Source organism: Pseudomonas sp. BN606 (genome assembly GCF_029873115.1).
In the GTDB taxonomy this organism is placed as follows: domain Bacteria; phylum Pseudomonadota; class Gammaproteobacteria; order Pseudomonadales; family Pseudomonadaceae; genus Metapseudomonas.
In genome coordinates this window covers 50634-65419 of sequence record NZ_SSOF01000073.1, presented here as the reverse complement: position 1 = coordinate 65419, position 14786 = coordinate 50634, and the positions used below count along the sequence as shown (strand labels likewise).

Sequence of the window (14786 nt, the reverse complement as noted above, 5' to 3'; positions counted from 1 at the left end):
ATCAGCATTCTCCGCTGGTGGAAGATGCGCGTCCATCCAATCCCAGTTTCAGACAACTGGTTTTGTCTTCATCAGCGTTGACTGAAACGGTAATTTCAAATTCGACCGCATTGGTAACGCGCCCGGAAGCACTAAACTCAACCTCATCTTGTGAGCTATCGATTGAAACTCCAGATATTTTCCCACGAACAAGAATATCATCCTGCCCAGTTACCGGACTGGGAATCCTCCAACCCGCCCCCCAGTCATCTTCTGAAGGACTTAGAGTAATGGAGCGGTTGCGTTTAATAGCCTCCGAGCGAGCAAAGACCAGTGCACTGTGCAGATCGCTAACAGCTGCACGGAGACGCTGCGAGGCAATTATGTTCTGATAAGAGGGCACTGCAATACCGATAAGAATAGCCAGAACCACTAGCGCGAGCATTAACTCAACAAGAGTAAATCCTTTCTCAGCACGAGCCTCACAAAGTACTCTCTGGACAGGTCCCGAAGAGAGACAATGTGCAGAAGATTCTGATTTTACAGTACTCACCAAGAGCCACCCGCCCATACTTTATCGCCGCTCTGGTCGATCGAAAGATTACCATCTCCAGCTTGAACAGTACCTGCTTTTGGCGCTGCAGTAATAGTAAAGGTTGGAGGCGTAGTACCGATGGAGCTGACAGTCACGGTATAGTTACGAGAAACGCTGGAAGGCTCATCAACTTCAAGATTAGTAACGATGGATGTGTAGGCTCTGGAGTCCATGAGAAGTTGCTGCTGCTTCTGCGCAAGAGCCATGAGATAGGCTTGCGCTTCCCCGCGATTGGAACGTTTTACATAACTGGTATAGGAGGGATATGCCACAGCAGCCAGAATCCCAACTATCGCAACCGTGATCATCAACTCTATAAGAGTAAAACCGCTCACGTTCTTTGTTTTCACTGAAATACCTTCTCAGTCGAATGACAGGAGGAAACCTGGCTCGGACTAATGTCTTCTGGTGCCTTCACGCAGGAGAGCGCCCGTCCATTATCCATCCCCCACTTCATGTCAAAGCCATGCGTTCTGGCATAGCGTCGTAGATCAAAACGCGGATGCGCCATCGCCGGCCCCTCGTTGCTCAACCTACAGCTCCAGCGGACTCTTACAGAAAGCATGCACCTTTCCTACAACGGACAAAGTGATCTGCAGCCAAATTCCCGAGAATTCCCCCCTACAACATCAACTTAGGGCCGTGGAGAAAATCCTTCGTTTACCGGAGCGTATAGAGCGGGCCGGTCATAGTCCTTTTGTCGGCGACAAGCGGACCAAGACCGCGGACGACAGGTTGGCCCCTTCAGTTCGGGCAAAAAGGCAAGGACGCCATGACCTCCACCTCTCGCGCTTTCACGCTCATTGAGACGCTGTTTACCCTGGCCATCATCGGGATCTGCTTCAGTTTCGGATTACCCGCGTTTTCGGAGCTTGTCCGCTCCCAGCAACTACACTCCGCCAGCCAAGAACTGACAATGAGCCTCGTCTTAGCAAGGCATGAATCAGTCATGAGAGGCATTGCGGTCCTGGTGGACAACCAGGACGGAGACTGGTCGACCGGCTGGTGGGTCTATGCCGATCAGAATGGAAATGGGCGGTGGGACAAGAGCGACCCTTTGATCAGACAAATCGGTCCGCAGCCGGCGGGAGTCATCATCAAGGGTAACTCGCCCGTCAGGCGCTACATCCGTTACACACCGACTGGCCGGGCAACCATGCTGGGAGGCGCTTTTCAGGCCGGGACGCTCACGCTCTGCCATAGCGAAGGCAAGTCCCATGTCAGGAAGTTGGTGATCAACGCAGCGGGAAGGGTGCGCAGGGCCAAGCAACCGCCGGGCCCTTGCTGAAACGCCAACATGCCTGCGAAATAAATCGCATGACACTCGCAAGCATTTTTGGCCAGACCTTGAGCGCGGGCCCTACCCGACGTTGACCACCCGCAACTCCTTCGGCATGGAGAAGGTCACGTTCTCTGGCCGACCGTCCAACTCAACCGCAACCTCGGCGCCCCACTCCCGGAGCTGGTCAATCACGCCTTGCACCAGCACTTCCGGCGCGGAAGCGCCGGCGGTGATGCCGACACGCTGTGCCTTGTCGAACCATTCGCGTTTGAGGTCCTCGGCGCCGTCGATCAGGTAGGCGGGGGTGTCCATGCGCTCAGCCAGCTCGCGCAAGCGGTTTGAGTTGGAGCTGTTGGGGCTACCGACCACCAGGACGATGTCGCTCTCGTTGGCCAGTTGCTTGACCGCATCCTGGCGGTTCTGGGTGGCGTAGCAGATGTCGTCCTTGCGCGGCCCACCGATGCTGGGGAACTTCGCGCGCAACGCGTCGATGACGCGACTGGTGTCATCCATGGACAGGGTGGTCTGGGTTACGAAGGACAATGCTTCCGGATTGCGGACCTGCAAGCGCTCCACGTCGGCCTCGTCTTCAACGAGGTAGATTGCGCCGCCATTGCTGGCATCGTACTGCCCCATGGTGCCTTCCACTTCGGGGTGGCCGGCGTGGCCGATCAGGATGCATTCGCGGCCGTCGCGACTATAGCGCGCGACTTCCATGTGCACTTTGGTCACCAGCGGACAAGTGGCGTCGAACACCCTCAGGCCACGGCGGGTGGCTTCCTGGCGCACGGCCTGGGAAACGCCGTGGGCGCTGAAGATGACGATGACGTTGTCTGGCACCTGGTCCAGTTCTTCGACGAATACGGCACCACGGGCGCGCAGGTCCTCGACCACGAACTTGTTGTGCACCACTTCATGGCGCACGTAAATCGGCGGGCCGAAGACTTCCAGGGCGCGGTTGACGATCTCGATGGCGCGATCGACGCCGGCGCAGAAGCCGCGCGGATTGGCGAGTTTGATTTGCATGGCAGTTACCTCGTCCGGCCGCAGGAGATCAGGCCGGCTTGACCGACAGGATCTCTACCTCAAATGCGAGTGGCTTGCCGGCCAATGGGTGATTGAAATCGATGGTCACATGCGTGTCGTCGATCAGCTTGACCACCCCAGGCAACTCGGCATTGGCCGCGTCATTGAAGATGATCAGCAGGCCTTCGGAAAGCTCCATGTCCTGGAAGTTGCCTCGGGGCATCACTTGCACGTTCTGCGGATTAGGTTGACCGAATCCCTGCTCGGGCTCGATGGCCAGGACGCGTTTGTCGCCGCTCTTGAGGCCGAAAAGCACGCTCTCGAAACCTGGCAGCAGATTGCCATCGCCCACTTTGAAGGTGGCTGGTTTCTTCTCGAAGGTGCTGTCCACCACGTCGCCGTTATCCAGCTTGATGGCGAAATGCAGGGTGACTTCCATGTCCGGCCCTATGCGATGTTCAGTCATGGGCAGGCTCTCCGGACTTCTTCGCTTTGAACATGTCCAGCGCCAACATCACGGCGCCGACGGTGATGGCGCTATCGGCGAGATTGAACGCTGGGAAATACCAGCGGTTCTGCCAATGCACCAGGATGAAATCGACCACGTGGCCAAGCACTACGCGGTCATATAGGTTGCCTAGCGCGCCGCCAAGGACCAGGGCCAGCGCGACAGCCAGCCAGGTTTCCTCGGGTTTCAGGCGCTTCAACCAGACCACCAGCACACCGCTGACCACCAGTGCGATCACGGCGAACAGCCAGCGCTGCCAGCCGGAGCTGTCGGCGAGGAAACTGAAGGCCGCACCAGTGTTGTAGGCCAGAGTCCAGCTGAAGTAGTCCGGAATGACCACGATCTGCTGGTAGAGGTTGAGTTCGGTTTCGAAGAACCATTTGCTCGCCTGGTCCAGCACGAATACCAGGGCAGTCAGCCAGAGCCAGCCGAGTCGGCCGTATGCCTTAGGCATAGTGACGAACCTCGCCGGCTCCATCGATATTCTCGACGCAACGACCGCACAGATCCGGATGCTTCACGAACTGGCCGACATCGGCTCGGTGGTGCCAGCAACGACCGCACTTGGTGTGGGCTGACTTGTGGATCTTCAGCTTGAGACCGGCAACTTCGGTCTCCACGGCATCGGCCGGCGCGCTGGCCAGGGGCTGGACGTCAGCAGCCGAGGTTATCAGCACGAAGCGCAGTTCATTGCCCAGCTTGGCCAGGCTCGCCACCAGGGCGTCCTCGGCGAACAGGGTGACTTCGGCCTGCAGGTTGCCGCCAATCGCCTTGTTGCTACGCAGGTTTTCCAGCTCCTTGTTGACCGAGGCCTTGACGGCCATGACCTGCTCCCAGAACTCGCGGTCCAGCTCAGTGCCTTCGGGCAGTTCGGACAGGCCCTGGTACCAGGTATTGAGCATGACGGACTCGTTACGCTCGCCCGGCAGGAACTGCCAGATTTCCTCGGCGGTGAAGGCCAGGATCGGCGCAATCCAGCGCACGAGCGCCTCGGCGATGTGGAACAGCGCAGTCTGGCAGGAGCGGCGCGGTATGCTGTCAGAGGCTGTGGTGTACTGACGGTCCTTGATGATGTCGAGGTAGAAGCCGCCCAGCTCTTGCACGCAGAAGTTGTGCACTTTCGAGTAGACGTTCCAGAAACGGTACTCGCCGTAGGCTTCTTCCAGCTCGCGCTGCAGCAGCAGGGCGCGGTCCACGGCCCAGCGGTCGAGGGCCAGCATGTCTTTGGCAGGCAGCAGGTCCTTGACCGGGTCGAAGCCGTTCAGGTTGGCCAGCAGGAAGCGCGCGGTGTTACGGATGCGGCGATAGGCATCGGCGCTGCGCTGGAGGATCTGCTGGGAAACGGCCATCTCGCCGGAATAGTCGGTGGCCGATACCCACAGGCGCAGGATGTCGGCACCCAGGCTGTCGGTAACCTGCTGCGGGGCGATGACGTTGCCGAGGGATTTGGACATCTTGCGGCCGCTCTCGTCCACGGTGAAGCCGTGGGTCAGAAGCTGGCGGTAAGGGGCATGGCCGTCGATGGCGCAGCCGGTCAGCAAGGACGAGTGGAACCAGCCACGGTGCTGGTCGGAACCTTCCAGGTAGAGGTCGGCAGCCGGGCCGCTGGCGTGGCCCAGTTCGGCGTGGGATCCGCGCAGGACGTGCCAGTGCGTGGTACCCGAGTCGAACCAGACGTCCAGGGTGTCGCTGATCTTGTCGTACTGGCCAGCCTCGTCACCGAGCAGCTCGGCAGCGTCCAGCTTGAACCAGGCTTCGATACCTTCCTGCTCGACGCGTTGAGCAACCTGCTCCATCAGCTCGACGGTGCGCGGATGCAGGTCGCCGGTGGCCTTGTGCAGGAAGAACGGGATCGGCACGCCCCAGTTGCGCTGACGGGAGATGCACCAGTCCGGACGGCCGGCGATCATGCCGTGCAGGCGGGCCTGCCCCCAGCCGGGGACGAACTCGGTCTGCTCGATGGCGGTCAGCGCACGCTCGCGCAGAGTCGCGCCCTGCTCCGGCTGCTTGTCCATGCCGACGAACCACTGTGCAGTGGCGCGGTAGATCAGCGGGGTCTTGTGGCGCCAGCAGTGCATGTAGCTGTGGCTGATGGATTCGTGCTTGAGCAACGCACCCACTTCTTCCAGTTTGGCGACGATAGCCGGATTGGCTTTCCAGATGAACTGGCCGCCGAAGAACGGCAGGTCCTGGACATAGACGCCATTGCTCTGTACAGGGCTGAGAATGTCATCGTTGCTCATGCCGTACTGCTTGCAGGTACGGAAGTCATCCTCACCGTAGGCCGGCGCGGAGTGAACGATGCCAGTGCCGGCACCCAGCTCGACGTATTCGGCCAGGTATACGGGGGACAGGCGCTCGTAGAACGGATGACGGAAACGGACCTGGTCCAGCGACTCGCCCTTGGTGGTGGCGATGACCTGACCTTCCAGGCCGTAGCGCTGCAGGCAGGATTCAACCAGTTCTTCGGCCAGCACCAGCAGGCGCGCGCCGGTATCGACCAGCGCGTAGTCGAACTCGGGGTGGACGTTCAGCGCCTGGTTGGCCGGAATGGTCCAGGGGGTGGTGGTCCAGATGACGATGGCAGCAGGCTTGGCGAGGCTGGACAGGCCAAAGGCGGCGGCCAGCTTATCGGCATCTTCGATGGGGAAGGCGACGTCGATCGCATCGGACTTCTTGTCGGCATACTCGACTTCCGCCTCGGCCAATGCCGAGCCGCAGTCGAAGCACCAGTTCACCGGTTTCAGGCCCTTGAACACGAAGCCCTGCTTGACCATTTCAGCCAGCGCGCGGATTTCGCCCGCCTCGTTGCTGAAAGCCATGGTCTTGTAGGGATTGCTCCAGTCGCCCAGCACGCCGAGGCGGATGAAGTCGGCCTTTTGACCTTCGATCTGCTCGGCGGCGTAGGTACGGCACAGCTCACGGGTCTTGTCCGCGGCCATGTTCTTGCCGTGGGTGGTTTCGACCTTGTGCTCGATGGGCAGACCGTGGCAGTCCCAGCCCGGGACATAAGGGGCGTCATAGCCCGCCAGGGTCTTGGAGCGGACGATGATGTCCTTGAGGATCTTGTTGACCGCGTGACCGATGTGAATGCTGCCGTTGGCGTAAGGCGGGCCATCGTGCAGGACGAACCTCGGGCGACCTTCGCCGATCTGCCGCAGCTTTCCGTACAGGTCGATGCTGTTCCAGCGCTGCAGCAGTTCCGGTTCGCGCTGGGGCAGACCGGCCTTCATCGGGAATGCCGTCTCTGGCAGGTTCAGGGTCGCTTTGTAATCGGTCATTTCAGTCCAGGCTCTTCAATTTGATTGAGTACCCTGCCAATAGGCACGGGCGGCAGCGACATCCGCATCGATCGCCGACTTCAACGCCTCCAGGGAGGCAAAACGCTGCTCATCACGCAGCTTGTGGTGGAAGGTCACGCTGATCCGCCGGTCGTAGAGGTCGGCGGAATAGTCCAGCAGATGGACCTCTAGGTGGGCGCGTCCGTCGCCCTTCACGCTGGGGCGCACGCCGATGTTCGCAACGCCAGGCAGTTGCCTGCCTTCCAGCTCCACACTGACCAGGTACACACCATTGAGCGGGACGCGGCGGCGCTTGAGCTGCACATTGGCAGTCGGGGTACCCAGCTGGCGGCCGAGCTTCTGCCCGTGCAGCACACGGCCGGTAATGGTGAATGGACGCCCCAGCAGCCGCTCGGCAAGCACGAAGTCGCCCTCGGCCAAGGCTTGGCGCACGCGGGTGCTGCTGACCCGCAAGTCGTCCAGCTCGACAGTTGCAGCGGCTTCGACACTGAAACCTTCCGCTTCGCCGGCTTGCAGCAGGAAATCGAAATCACCGGCGCGGTCGCAGCCGAAACGGAAATCGTCGCCGATCTCCAAGTGCTTGGCGCCCAGCCCCTCGACCAGTACTGCATGCACGAATTCGGCGGCACTGAGCTCACGCAGGCGGTGGTTGAACGCCAGGCAGAGCACCCGATCCACCCCTTCACGAGCAAGCAGCTCGAGCTTGTCACGCAATCGTGTGAGGCGGACAGGAGCTGTGTCAGGGCCGAAGTATTCGCGTGGCTGCGGCTCGAAAATCACCACGCAAGTGGGTAAACCCAGCTCAGCCGCACGCTCGCGCAACCGCTTGAGAATGGCCTGATGGCCGCGGTGCACGCCGTCGAAATTGCCGATGGTGGCGACACAGCCCCGATGATGGGGCCGCAGGTTGTGTAAACCTCGAACCAGCTGCATAGCACAAGTCTTGTTCACAAAGTGGTCGATTATACGCACAGCCGAGGCTGGACAACAGGCGCTACAGGCCCGTCACCGCGACAAGCGGCGACGAGTCGCAACCCGAAGAGTCACACGGCCCGTCGTGCGAAGTCCCGAAGACGGAAGCCCAGCAGTGCCAGCATGCCGAAATAAGTGATCACACCCGCACCCACAAGGGCAGCCAGGCGCAGCAGGCGCTCGGCCATCCCCCCCTGCTCCCAGGCGGGCAGCAGGTACATCACCCCGAGCAGAACAGCACACATTGCCAGCACCGCGAGCAACAGTTTTGCGAGGAACTTCCCCCAGCCCGGCTGCGGCTGGAACAGCTGCTGCTTGCGCAACTGCCAGTAGAGCAATCCGGCGTTCATGCAGGCGGCGAGACTGATGGCCAGTGCCAGGCCGGCATGTTTCAGGGGGAAGACGAAGGCGAGGTTCATCAACTGGGTCGCCACCAGGGTGAAGATGGCGATCTTCACCGGCGTACGGATGTTCTGGCGCGCATAGAAACCGGGTGCCAGAACCTTGACCAGGATGATCCCGAGCAGACCCACGGCATAGGCGATCAGCGCGCGCTGGGTCATCAGCGCATCGATGGCGGTGAATTTCCCATACTGGAACAGCGCCACGGTCAGCGGCTCGGCCAGCAACGCCAAGGCCAGGGTGCATGGCAATACCAGCAGGAAGCAGAGACGCAGGCCCCAGTCGAGCAACTGCGAGTAGGCATGGCGGTCGTCGCTGGCGTACGTCTTGGCCAGGGAAGGCAGCAGGATCGTCCCCAAAGCCACGCCAAGCACGCCTGACGGCAGCTCCATCAGACGGTCCGCGTAGTACATCCACGACACCGACCCCGCCGCCAGGAACGAGGCGAAGATGGTGTTGATGATCAGCGAGATCTGTCCTACGGAAACCCCGAAGATCGCCGGCCCCATCTGTTTGAGTACGCGCCAGACGCCGGTATCTCGCAGATTCAGGCGCGGCAACACGAGCATACCGATGCGCTTGAGCGCCGGCAGCTGGTAGAGCAGTTGTGCCAGGCCGCCTACGAGCGTCGCCCAGCCAAGAGCCATGATCGGCGGGTCGAAATAGGGAGTCAGGAACAGCGCGAAGACAATCATGCTGACGTTCAACAGGGTCGGCACGAAAGCCGGAACCGCATACCGGTTCCAGGTGTTGAGGATGGCCCCCGCCAGGGAAGACAACGAAATCAGGAAAATGTACGGAAAGGTCACCCGCAGCAGATCGGTGGTCAGCGCGAACTTCTCGGGGGTGTCGGCGAAGCCCGGCGCGGTCACCCAGATCACCCACGGCGCCGCGAGTATGCCCAGCAGGGTCACCAGCGCCAGCACCAGCGTCAGCAGACCGGAGATGTAGGCGATGAACGTACGGGTCGCCTCCTCGCCCTGCTGGGTCTTGTACTCCGCCAGGATCGGGACGAATGCCTGGGAGAACGCCCCTTCGGCAAAGATGCGACGCAGCAGGTTGGGCAACTTGAAGGCGACGAAGAACGCGTCAGTGGCCATTCCCGCGCCGAAATAGCGCGCGACGATGGTATCGCGGACGAAACCCAGTACGCGGGAAAGCATGGTGATGGAGCTGACGGCCGCCAGCGACTTGAGCAGGTTCATTCAGGGGTCCGGACAGGTGTTGCACAGCCCTTAGGCAGTGCTGCCAGGGGACGGTCAAGGCTGCCGAGTGTAGAGTCCGTGCGGGATAAAAGCATCCAGCAAGAAAAGCTGACGCTCGTCGCCCGACCTGCCTGATCGCCCTTGACAAGGCCAGATCACGTCGGCATGATTCGCGGCCTTAATTTGATTCAATTCCCCAGTTTCGAGGAGCTTGACGGTGGCCAACACACCTTCTGCCAAAAAACGCGCCAAACAGGCTGAGAAGCGTCGTAGCCATAACGCCAGCCTGCGCTCCATGGTTCGTACCTACATCAAGAACGTGGTCAAGGCTATCGACGCCAAAGACCTGCCCAAGGCACAAGCCGCTTTCACCGCTGCTGTACCGGTGATCGACCGCATGGCCGACAAAGGCATCATCCACAAGAACAAAGCTGCTCGTCACAAGAGCCGCCTGAACGCCCACATCAAGGCGCTCGGTCAAGCTGCTGCCTAAGCTTGAGTTCTTGCGAAAAACCGGCCTTCTGGCCGGTTTTTTATTGCCTGCATTTTATGCAACAGGATCTGCATCCATGAAAAAGCCCGGAGATTCCGGGCTTTTCTTCGCTCTGGCATTAACTCAAGGCCGGTTCGGCCATGGAATGATCGGGATCGCGGTAACGGCATTCTGCGGACTGCCCTCGATTATGCGATCGCTGTAGACCAGATAGACCAGCGTATTGCGCTTGCGATCGAAGAAGCGCACGACCTGCATGGTCTTGAACACCAGCGATGTGCGTTCCTTGAATACCTCTTCGCCATCCTTGAGCTCGCCATTGAAGCGAATGGGCCCCACCTGACGACAGGCAATGGACGCCTCGGCACGATCCTCGGCCAACCCCAGACCACCCTTCACACCGCCAGTCTTGGCTCGCGAAAGGTAGCAGGTCACACCCTCCACCTTCGGATCGTCGAATGCCTCGACGGTAATCTTGTCATTCGGCCCCACCCACTTGAACACCGTGGATACCGAACCGATTTCCTCCGCGACAGCCACCAGCGGCATTGCCAGAAGCGCCACCACCATTCCCTTGATCAGTCGCATCTACCCCTCCAACTCAGACCAGAACCAGGTTGTCTCGATGCACCAACTCCGGCTCATCGACATAACCCAGTAGCTTTTCGATGAGATCGGACGATTGGCCGATGATCTTCTGCGCCTCGAGCGCACTGTAGTTGGCCAGGCCGCGGGCGATTTCCGCACCATCAGGCCCGACGCAAACGACCATCTCGCCGCGACGAAAGCTACCCTGGACGGCTTTCACGCCGACCGGCAGCAGGCTCTTGCGGTCTTCGCGGAGCGCCTTGACCGCCCCCGCATCGAGCACCAGGGTGCCACGGGTCTGCAGATGACCAGCCAGCCACTGCTTACGCGCGGCCAGCATGCCGCGCTCAGGCGCAAGCAGCGTGCCCAGACGCTCACCAGCCTTGAGGCGATCCAGAACACGCTCGATTCGCCCACCAACGATCACCGTATGGGCGCCGGAGCGAGCCGCCAGCCGCGCAGCGCGCAGCTTGGTCTGCATGCCACCGCGCCCCAGAGCACCACCGGTGCCGCCAGCCACAGCATCCAGCGCCGGGTCATCGGCACGGGCCTCGAAGATCAATTGAGCATCAGGATTGTGGCGAGGGTCTGCATCGAACATGCCGTCGCGATCGGTAAGGATCACCAACAAATCCGCCTCCACCAGGTTGGCCACCAGAGCCGCCAGGGTGTCGTTGTCACCGAAGCGAATTTCATCGGTAACAACGGTGTCGTTTTCGTTGATCACCGGAATCGCACCCAGCTCCACCAAAGTGCGCAGAGTGCTGCGAGCGTTCAGGTAGCGCTTGCGATCGGACAGGTCGTCGTGAGTCAGCAGGATCTGCGCAGTGTGACGGCCATGCTCGGCGAAACTGGACTCCCAAGCCTGGACCAGCCCCATCTGCCCTACGGATGCGGCAGCCTGCAGCTCGTGAACGGCGCTCGGACGGCTCTGCCACCCAAGGCGACTCATACCAGCCGCCACGGCACCGGAAGACACCAGCACCAGCTCCACCCCCGCATCACGCAAGGCCACCATCTGCTCGACCCAGACAGCCATTGCCGAGCGATCCAGCCCGCGACCGTCAGCCGTGAGCAAAGCACTACCAATCTTCACCACCCAGCGCTGCGCGCCAGTCACCTTGTCCCGCATATCGTCCAACCTTAGCTAGAAGGCCACGCGGCAAGGCGCGCGGCCATGCGAACACCCACAGCGCCGGGCGGCGCCGGGATCAGGGTACGTAGAAGATTTCCGGCCCGTCGCCGTCATCCTCGTCGTCATCGAAATCGTCGTCGTCATCGACGCCAGCGCTCTTCATGCCGGCACGACGCAGGGCACGCTGGTCATCCATAGCCTGCAGACGGGCACGCGCCTCGTCCTCGATGCGCTGATCCAGCTCGGCAAGCTGCTCGGCATACTCCGGCTCCTCGCTCATGCGCAGGGTGCGCTCGTCGAGGTAACGCATGATCTCCTGCGAGAGTGCCTCGGTACCCTCGCGCTCCAGCGCGGAGATCACGAACACCGGACCCTCCCACCCAAGACGCTCGAGCACAGCCTTCAGGCGCGCATCGCGATCATCATCAAGAAGCTGGTCAGCCTTGTTCAGCACCAGCCAGCGATCACGCTCGGTCAGAGCCGGACTGAAGCGCCCCAGTTCTTCGATGATGGTTGCGGCAGCCTCGGCCGGATCGCTCTCATCCAGCGGCGCCATATCGACGATGTGCAGCAACAGACGGGTCCGCGCCAGGTGCTTGAGGAAGCGAATGCCCAGGCCGGCACCTTCCGCGGCACCCTCGATCAGACCCGGGATATCGGCCACCACGAAGGACTTGAAACGCCCCACACTGACTACACCGAGGTTCGGCACCAGCGTGGTGAACGGGTAATCAGCCACTTTCGGCTTGGCGGCGGAAACAGCACGAATGAATGTGCTCTTGCCCGCGTTCGGCAGCCCCAGAAGACCGACATCAGCCAGCACCTTCAGCTCCAGCTTGAGATCGCGGGACTCGCCCGGCTTGCCCTTGGTGGTCTGACGCGGCGCGCGGTTGGTACTGGACTTGAAACGGGTATTGCCCAGGCCGTGCCAGCCACCCTGGGCAACCATCAGGCGCTGCCCCGGCTTGGTCAGGTCGCCAATGATTTCCTGGGTCGCAGCATCGATGATCGTGGTCCCCACCGGCACCGGCAGGATCAGGTCCTCGCCCTTGCGACCAGTGCAATCCTTGCTGCCGCCATTTTCGCCACGCTGGGCATCGAAACGACGGGTGTAGCGATAATCAACCAGGGTATTGAGGTTCGGATCGGCCTCCATGAACACGGAGCCGCCATCGCCCCCGTCACCACCGTTGGGGCCGCCCTTTTCAATGAATTTTTCGCGACGGAAACTCATCAGGCCATTGCCGCCGTCGCCCGCTTTTACAAAGATCGATACTTCATCGACGAATTTCATCAGGACGCCTCCCGCCACGGGGACGGGTTGAGTGAAACAAAGCACATAGGATACAGGGAACCCTGCTCAATGCAGAGTTTCCATGAAGCAGAAACGAAAAAGCCCCGTCGCAAGACGGGGCTTCTCCAGCGAAGTCGCAATCAGGCTGCGACGATGCTTACGTACTTGCGGCCGAAAGCACCTTTGACCTCGAACTTGATCACGCCGTCCACTTTCGCGAACAGGGTGTGATCCTTGCCCAGGCCAACGCCGACGCCGGCGTGGAACTTGGTGCCGCGCTGACGCACGATGATGTTGCCAGCTTTGACAACCTGGCCACCGAACAGCTTCACGCCAAGGCGTTTACTTTCTGAGTCGCGGCCGTTGCGGGTAGAACCGCCAGCTTTTTTGTGTGCCATGAGTCAAATCCTCCAAAAAGGAAATTAGGCCTGGATGCCGGTGATTTTGATTTCAGTGAACCACTGGCGGTGGCCCTGGCGCTTCATGTGGTGCTTACGACGGCGGAACTTGATGATGCGCACTTTGTCGTGACGGCCTTGAGAGACCACTTCTGCGACCACTTTGGCGCCATCAACAACCGGAGCACCGATCTTCACGTCTTCGCCATTGCCGATCAGCAGGACGCGGTCGAAAGTCACGGATTCGCCAGTGGCGATTTCGAGCTTCTCGACTTTCAGGAATTCACCTTCAGCGACTTTGTATTGCTTGCCGCCGGTAACGATAACTGCGTACATGGATTTTCTCCGTTAAACCTGCTCACCCGACGCTTTATAAAAAGAGGTATCGGTCGGCATGGCTGCATGGGGCCGGAACTGACGCCCGTGCAATTGCGTAAGGCAGGAAAATGCCCAAGGAAGTTCAGGGGCCGCGATTGTACGCAAGCCGAGATTACCGCGCAAGCACCGCCAGCGCTCGCCTTGACAGCCCCCGGCCCGGTCCCTAGCATGCCGCGCATCCCAACAGGAGCACATCTGGCCGATGCAACCCCAGGCTTTCTACCGCGTGGTGGCGGACGATTTTACCGCAGTCGACGACATCATTCGCCGGCAGTTGACCTCTCGCGTCCCCCTGGTGGAAAAGATCGGTGACTACATCGTCTCCGCCGGAGGCAAGCGCCTTCGCCCTCTGCTCGTACTGCTGAGCGGCAACGCTCTCGGTTTCGGTGGCGACCAGCTCCGCCTGCTGGCCGCCACCATCGAGTTCCTGCACACCTCCACCCTGCTCCACGATGACGTGGTGGATGCCTCCGGCCTACGCCGCGGCCGTTCCACCGCAAACGCACTGTGGGGCAATGCGCCCAGCGTGCTGGTGGGCGACTTCCTCTATGCCCGCTCCTTCGAAATGATGGTGGAACTCGGCTCCATGCCGGTGATGCGCATCATTTCCCAGGCCACTCGGGTCATCGCCGAAGGCGAAGTGCTGCAGTTGTCGAAAATCCGTGACGCCAGCACCACCGAAGAAACCTATATGGAAGTCATTCGCGGCAAGACCGCGATGCTCTTCGAAGCCTCCACACACAGCGCCGCTGTGCTCGCCGGTGCAAGCACCGAGCAGTCCGAAGCCCTGCGCCAGTTCGGCGACGCCCTGGGCATCGCTTTCCAGTTGGTGGACGACCTGCTCGACTACCGTGGCGATGCAGCCACCCTCGGCAAGAACGTCGGTGATGATCTGGCCGAAGGCAAGCCCACCCTGCCGCTGATCGCCACCATGCGCGACGGTACTCCGGAGCAGGCGAGCCTGGTGCGCAAGGCCATCCAGCAAGGCGGCAGCCAGGACCTGGAGGGTATTCGCGCTGCCGTGGAAGCAGCTGGCGCCCTTGACTACACAGCCCAACTGGCCCGCGACTACGCAGCCCGTGCCATCGCCTGCCTGGACACGCTGCCGGCCAATGCTTATCGCGATGCGCTGGTCGAGCTCACCGAGTTCGCAGTCGCGCGAACCCACTGAGGTTGAGCCAGCCGAAAAGCCCGTCCTTGTGACGGGCTTTTTTCTGCCTCGACGAAAA

16 protein-coding genes are annotated in these 14786 nt (G+C 60.8%); 3 read left to right on the top strand and 13 right to left on the bottom strand.

The window, feature by feature from the left end:
* Position 1: 1 nt before the first annotated feature.
* Together E8E75_RS15375 and E8E75_RS15370 are read right to left on the bottom strand one after the other, a co-directional pair.
* On the bottom strand, positions 2-532 hold the full coding sequence (locus E8E75_RS15375) for a GspH/FimT family pseudopilin (RefSeq protein WP_178123577.1): 531 nt from the start codon (positions 530-532) through the stop codon (positions 2-4).
* Positions 529-924: a type IV pilin protein gene (locus E8E75_RS15370; RefSeq protein WP_280359367.1), complete on the bottom strand. Its 396-nt coding sequence runs from the start codon at positions 922-924 to the stop codon at positions 529-531. The genes E8E75_RS15375 and E8E75_RS15370 overlap by 4 nt, the downstream gene beginning before the upstream one ends.
* 422 nt (positions 925-1346) lie before the next feature.
* On the opposite strand from E8E75_RS15370, the gene E8E75_RS15365 reads away from it, so the two are divergent.
* A complete protein-coding gene (locus E8E75_RS15365; protein WP_153921626.1) occupies positions 1347-1862 on the top strand; it encodes a GspH/FimT family pseudopilin in 516 nt (171 codons plus the stop codon).
* A 72-nt stretch (positions 1863-1934) separates the two neighbouring features.
* On the opposite strand, the gene ispH is transcribed toward E8E75_RS15365, so the two are convergent.
* From ispH to murJ, 6 genes are all read right to left on the bottom strand, one after another.
* Positions 1935-2882 (bottom strand): 4-hydroxy-3-methylbut-2-enyl diphosphate reductase, encoded by a 948-nt coding sequence (ispH, locus tag E8E75_RS15360; protein ID WP_120652993.1) that lies wholly within the window; start codon positions 2880-2882, stop codon positions 1935-1937.
* Positions 2883-2910: 28 nt separating this feature from the next.
* Positions 2911-3348 (bottom strand): FKBP-type peptidyl-prolyl cis-trans isomerase, encoded by a 438-nt coding sequence (gene fkpB, locus E8E75_RS15355; protein ID WP_120652994.1) that lies wholly within the window; start codon positions 3346-3348, stop codon positions 2911-2913.
* Entirely contained in the window at positions 3341-3844 is a 504-nt protein-coding gene (gene lspA, locus E8E75_RS15350) for a signal peptidase II (RefSeq protein WP_044872181.1), read from the bottom strand. Before lspA ends, fkpB begins: the two co-directional genes overlap by 8 nt.
* Positions 3837-6671 (bottom strand): isoleucine--tRNA ligase, encoded by a 2835-nt coding sequence (gene ileS / locus E8E75_RS15345; RefSeq protein WP_120652995.1) that lies wholly within the window; start codon positions 6669-6671, stop codon positions 3837-3839. The genes lspA and ileS overlap by 8 nt, the downstream gene beginning before the upstream one ends.
* Positions 6672-6686: 15 nt before the next feature.
* Positions 6687-7625, bottom strand: coding sequence for a bifunctional riboflavin kinase/FAD synthetase (ribF, locus tag E8E75_RS15340; protein ID WP_120652996.1), 939 nt, complete (start codon positions 7623-7625; stop codon positions 6687-6689).
* 110 nt (positions 7626-7735) lie between these two features.
* On the bottom strand, positions 7736-9271 hold the full coding sequence (gene murJ / locus E8E75_RS15335; RefSeq protein ID WP_153921564.1) for a murein biosynthesis integral membrane protein MurJ: 1536 nt from the start codon (positions 9269-9271) through the stop codon (positions 7736-7738).
* A gap of 217 nt (positions 9272-9488) precedes the next feature.
* On the opposite strand from murJ, the gene rpsT reads away from it, so the two are divergent.
* Complete coding sequence (gene rpsT / locus E8E75_RS15330) at positions 9489-9764, top strand: 30S ribosomal protein S20 (protein WP_069082204.1); 276 nt, start codon at positions 9489-9491, stop codon at positions 9762-9764.
* Between the two features lie 123 nt (positions 9765-9887).
* Here rpsT and E8E75_RS15325 read toward each other — a convergent pair whose 3' ends face one another.
* The 5 genes from E8E75_RS15325 to rplU all read right to left on the bottom strand — a co-directional run bounded on the left by E8E75_RS15325 (position 9888) and on the right by rplU (position 13515).
* Entirely contained in the window at positions 9888-10352 is a 465-nt protein-coding gene (locus E8E75_RS15325; protein WP_120652998.1) for a CreA family protein, read from the bottom strand.
* A 13-nt stretch (positions 10353-10365) separates the two neighbouring features.
* The gene (proB, locus tag E8E75_RS15320) at positions 10366-11484 is read right to left on the bottom strand and encodes a glutamate 5-kinase (protein WP_153921570.1); all 1119 of its coding nucleotides are present in this window, start codon (positions 11482-11484) and stop codon (positions 10366-10368) included.
* A gap of 79 nt (positions 11485-11563) precedes the next feature.
* Positions 11564-12781: an Obg family GTPase CgtA gene (gene cgtA, locus E8E75_RS15315; protein ID WP_120652999.1), complete on the bottom strand. Its 1218-nt coding sequence runs from the start codon at positions 12779-12781 to the stop codon at positions 11564-11566.
* Between the two features lie 140 nt (positions 12782-12921).
* Entirely contained in the window at positions 12922-13179 is a 258-nt protein-coding gene (gene rpmA / locus E8E75_RS15310) for a 50S ribosomal protein L27 (protein WP_120653000.1), read from the bottom strand.
* A gap of 24 nt (positions 13180-13203) precedes the next feature.
* Positions 13204-13515, bottom strand: coding sequence for a 50S ribosomal protein L21 (rplU, locus tag E8E75_RS15305; protein WP_120653001.1), 312 nt, complete (start codon positions 13513-13515; stop codon positions 13204-13206).
* Positions 13516-13759: 244 nt separating this feature from the next.
* Between rplU and E8E75_RS15300 the strand changes: the two genes are divergently transcribed.
* Entirely contained in the window at positions 13760-14728 is a 969-nt protein-coding gene (locus E8E75_RS15300; protein WP_120653002.1) for a polyprenyl synthetase family protein, read from the top strand.
* The last annotated feature ends 58 nt before the right edge of the window (positions 14729-14786 follow it).

What these genes read in the sequence shown, in the direction of transcription:
- ileS (WP_120652995.1), bottom strand. Translation starts at nt 6,671, where the DNA reads ATGACCGATTACAAAGCGACCCTGAACCTGCCAGAGACGGCATTCCCG.
- cgtA (WP_120652999.1), bottom strand. Translation starts at nt 12,781, where the DNA reads ATGAAATTCGTCGATGAAGTATCGATCTTTGTAAAAGCGGGCGACGGC.
- fkpB (WP_120652994.1), bottom strand. Translation starts at nt 3,348, where the DNA reads ATGACTGAACATCGCATAGGGCCGGACATGGAAGTCACCCTGCATTTC.
- E8E75_RS15325 (WP_120652998.1), bottom strand. Translation starts at nt 10,352, where the DNA reads ATGCGACTGATCAAGGGAATGGTGGTGGCGCTTCTGGCAATGCCGCTG.
- E8E75_RS15300 (WP_120653002.1), top strand. Translation starts at nt 13,760, where the DNA reads ATGCAACCCCAGGCTTTCTACCGCGTGGTGGCGGACGATTTTACCGCA.
- proB (WP_153921570.1), bottom strand. Translation starts at nt 11,484, where the DNA reads ATGCGGGACAAGGTGACTGGCGCGCAGCGCTGGGTGGTGAAGATTGGT.
- ribF (WP_120652996.1), bottom strand. Translation starts at nt 7,625, where the DNA reads ATGCAGCTGGTTCGAGGTTTACACAACCTGCGGCCCCATCATCGGGGC.
- rplU (WP_120653001.1), bottom strand. Translation starts at nt 13,515, where the DNA reads ATGTACGCAGTTATCGTTACCGGCGGCAAGCAATACAAAGTCGCTGAA.
- rpmA (WP_120653000.1), bottom strand. Translation starts at nt 13,179, where the DNA reads ATGGCACACAAAAAAGCTGGCGGTTCTACCCGCAACGGCCGCGACTCA.
- murJ (WP_153921564.1), bottom strand. Translation starts at nt 9,271, where the DNA reads ATGAACCTGCTCAAGTCGCTGGCGGCCGTCAGCTCCATCACCATGCTT.
- E8E75_RS15365 (WP_153921626.1), top strand. Translation starts at nt 1,347, where the DNA reads ATGACCTCCACCTCTCGCGCTTTCACGCTCATTGAGACGCTGTTTACC.
- ispH (WP_120652993.1), bottom strand. Translation starts at nt 2,882, where the DNA reads ATGCAAATCAAACTCGCCAATCCGCGCGGCTTCTGCGCCGGCGTCGAT.
- lspA (WP_044872181.1), bottom strand. Translation starts at nt 3,844, where the DNA reads ATGCCTAAGGCATACGGCCGACTCGGCTGGCTCTGGCTGACTGCCCTG.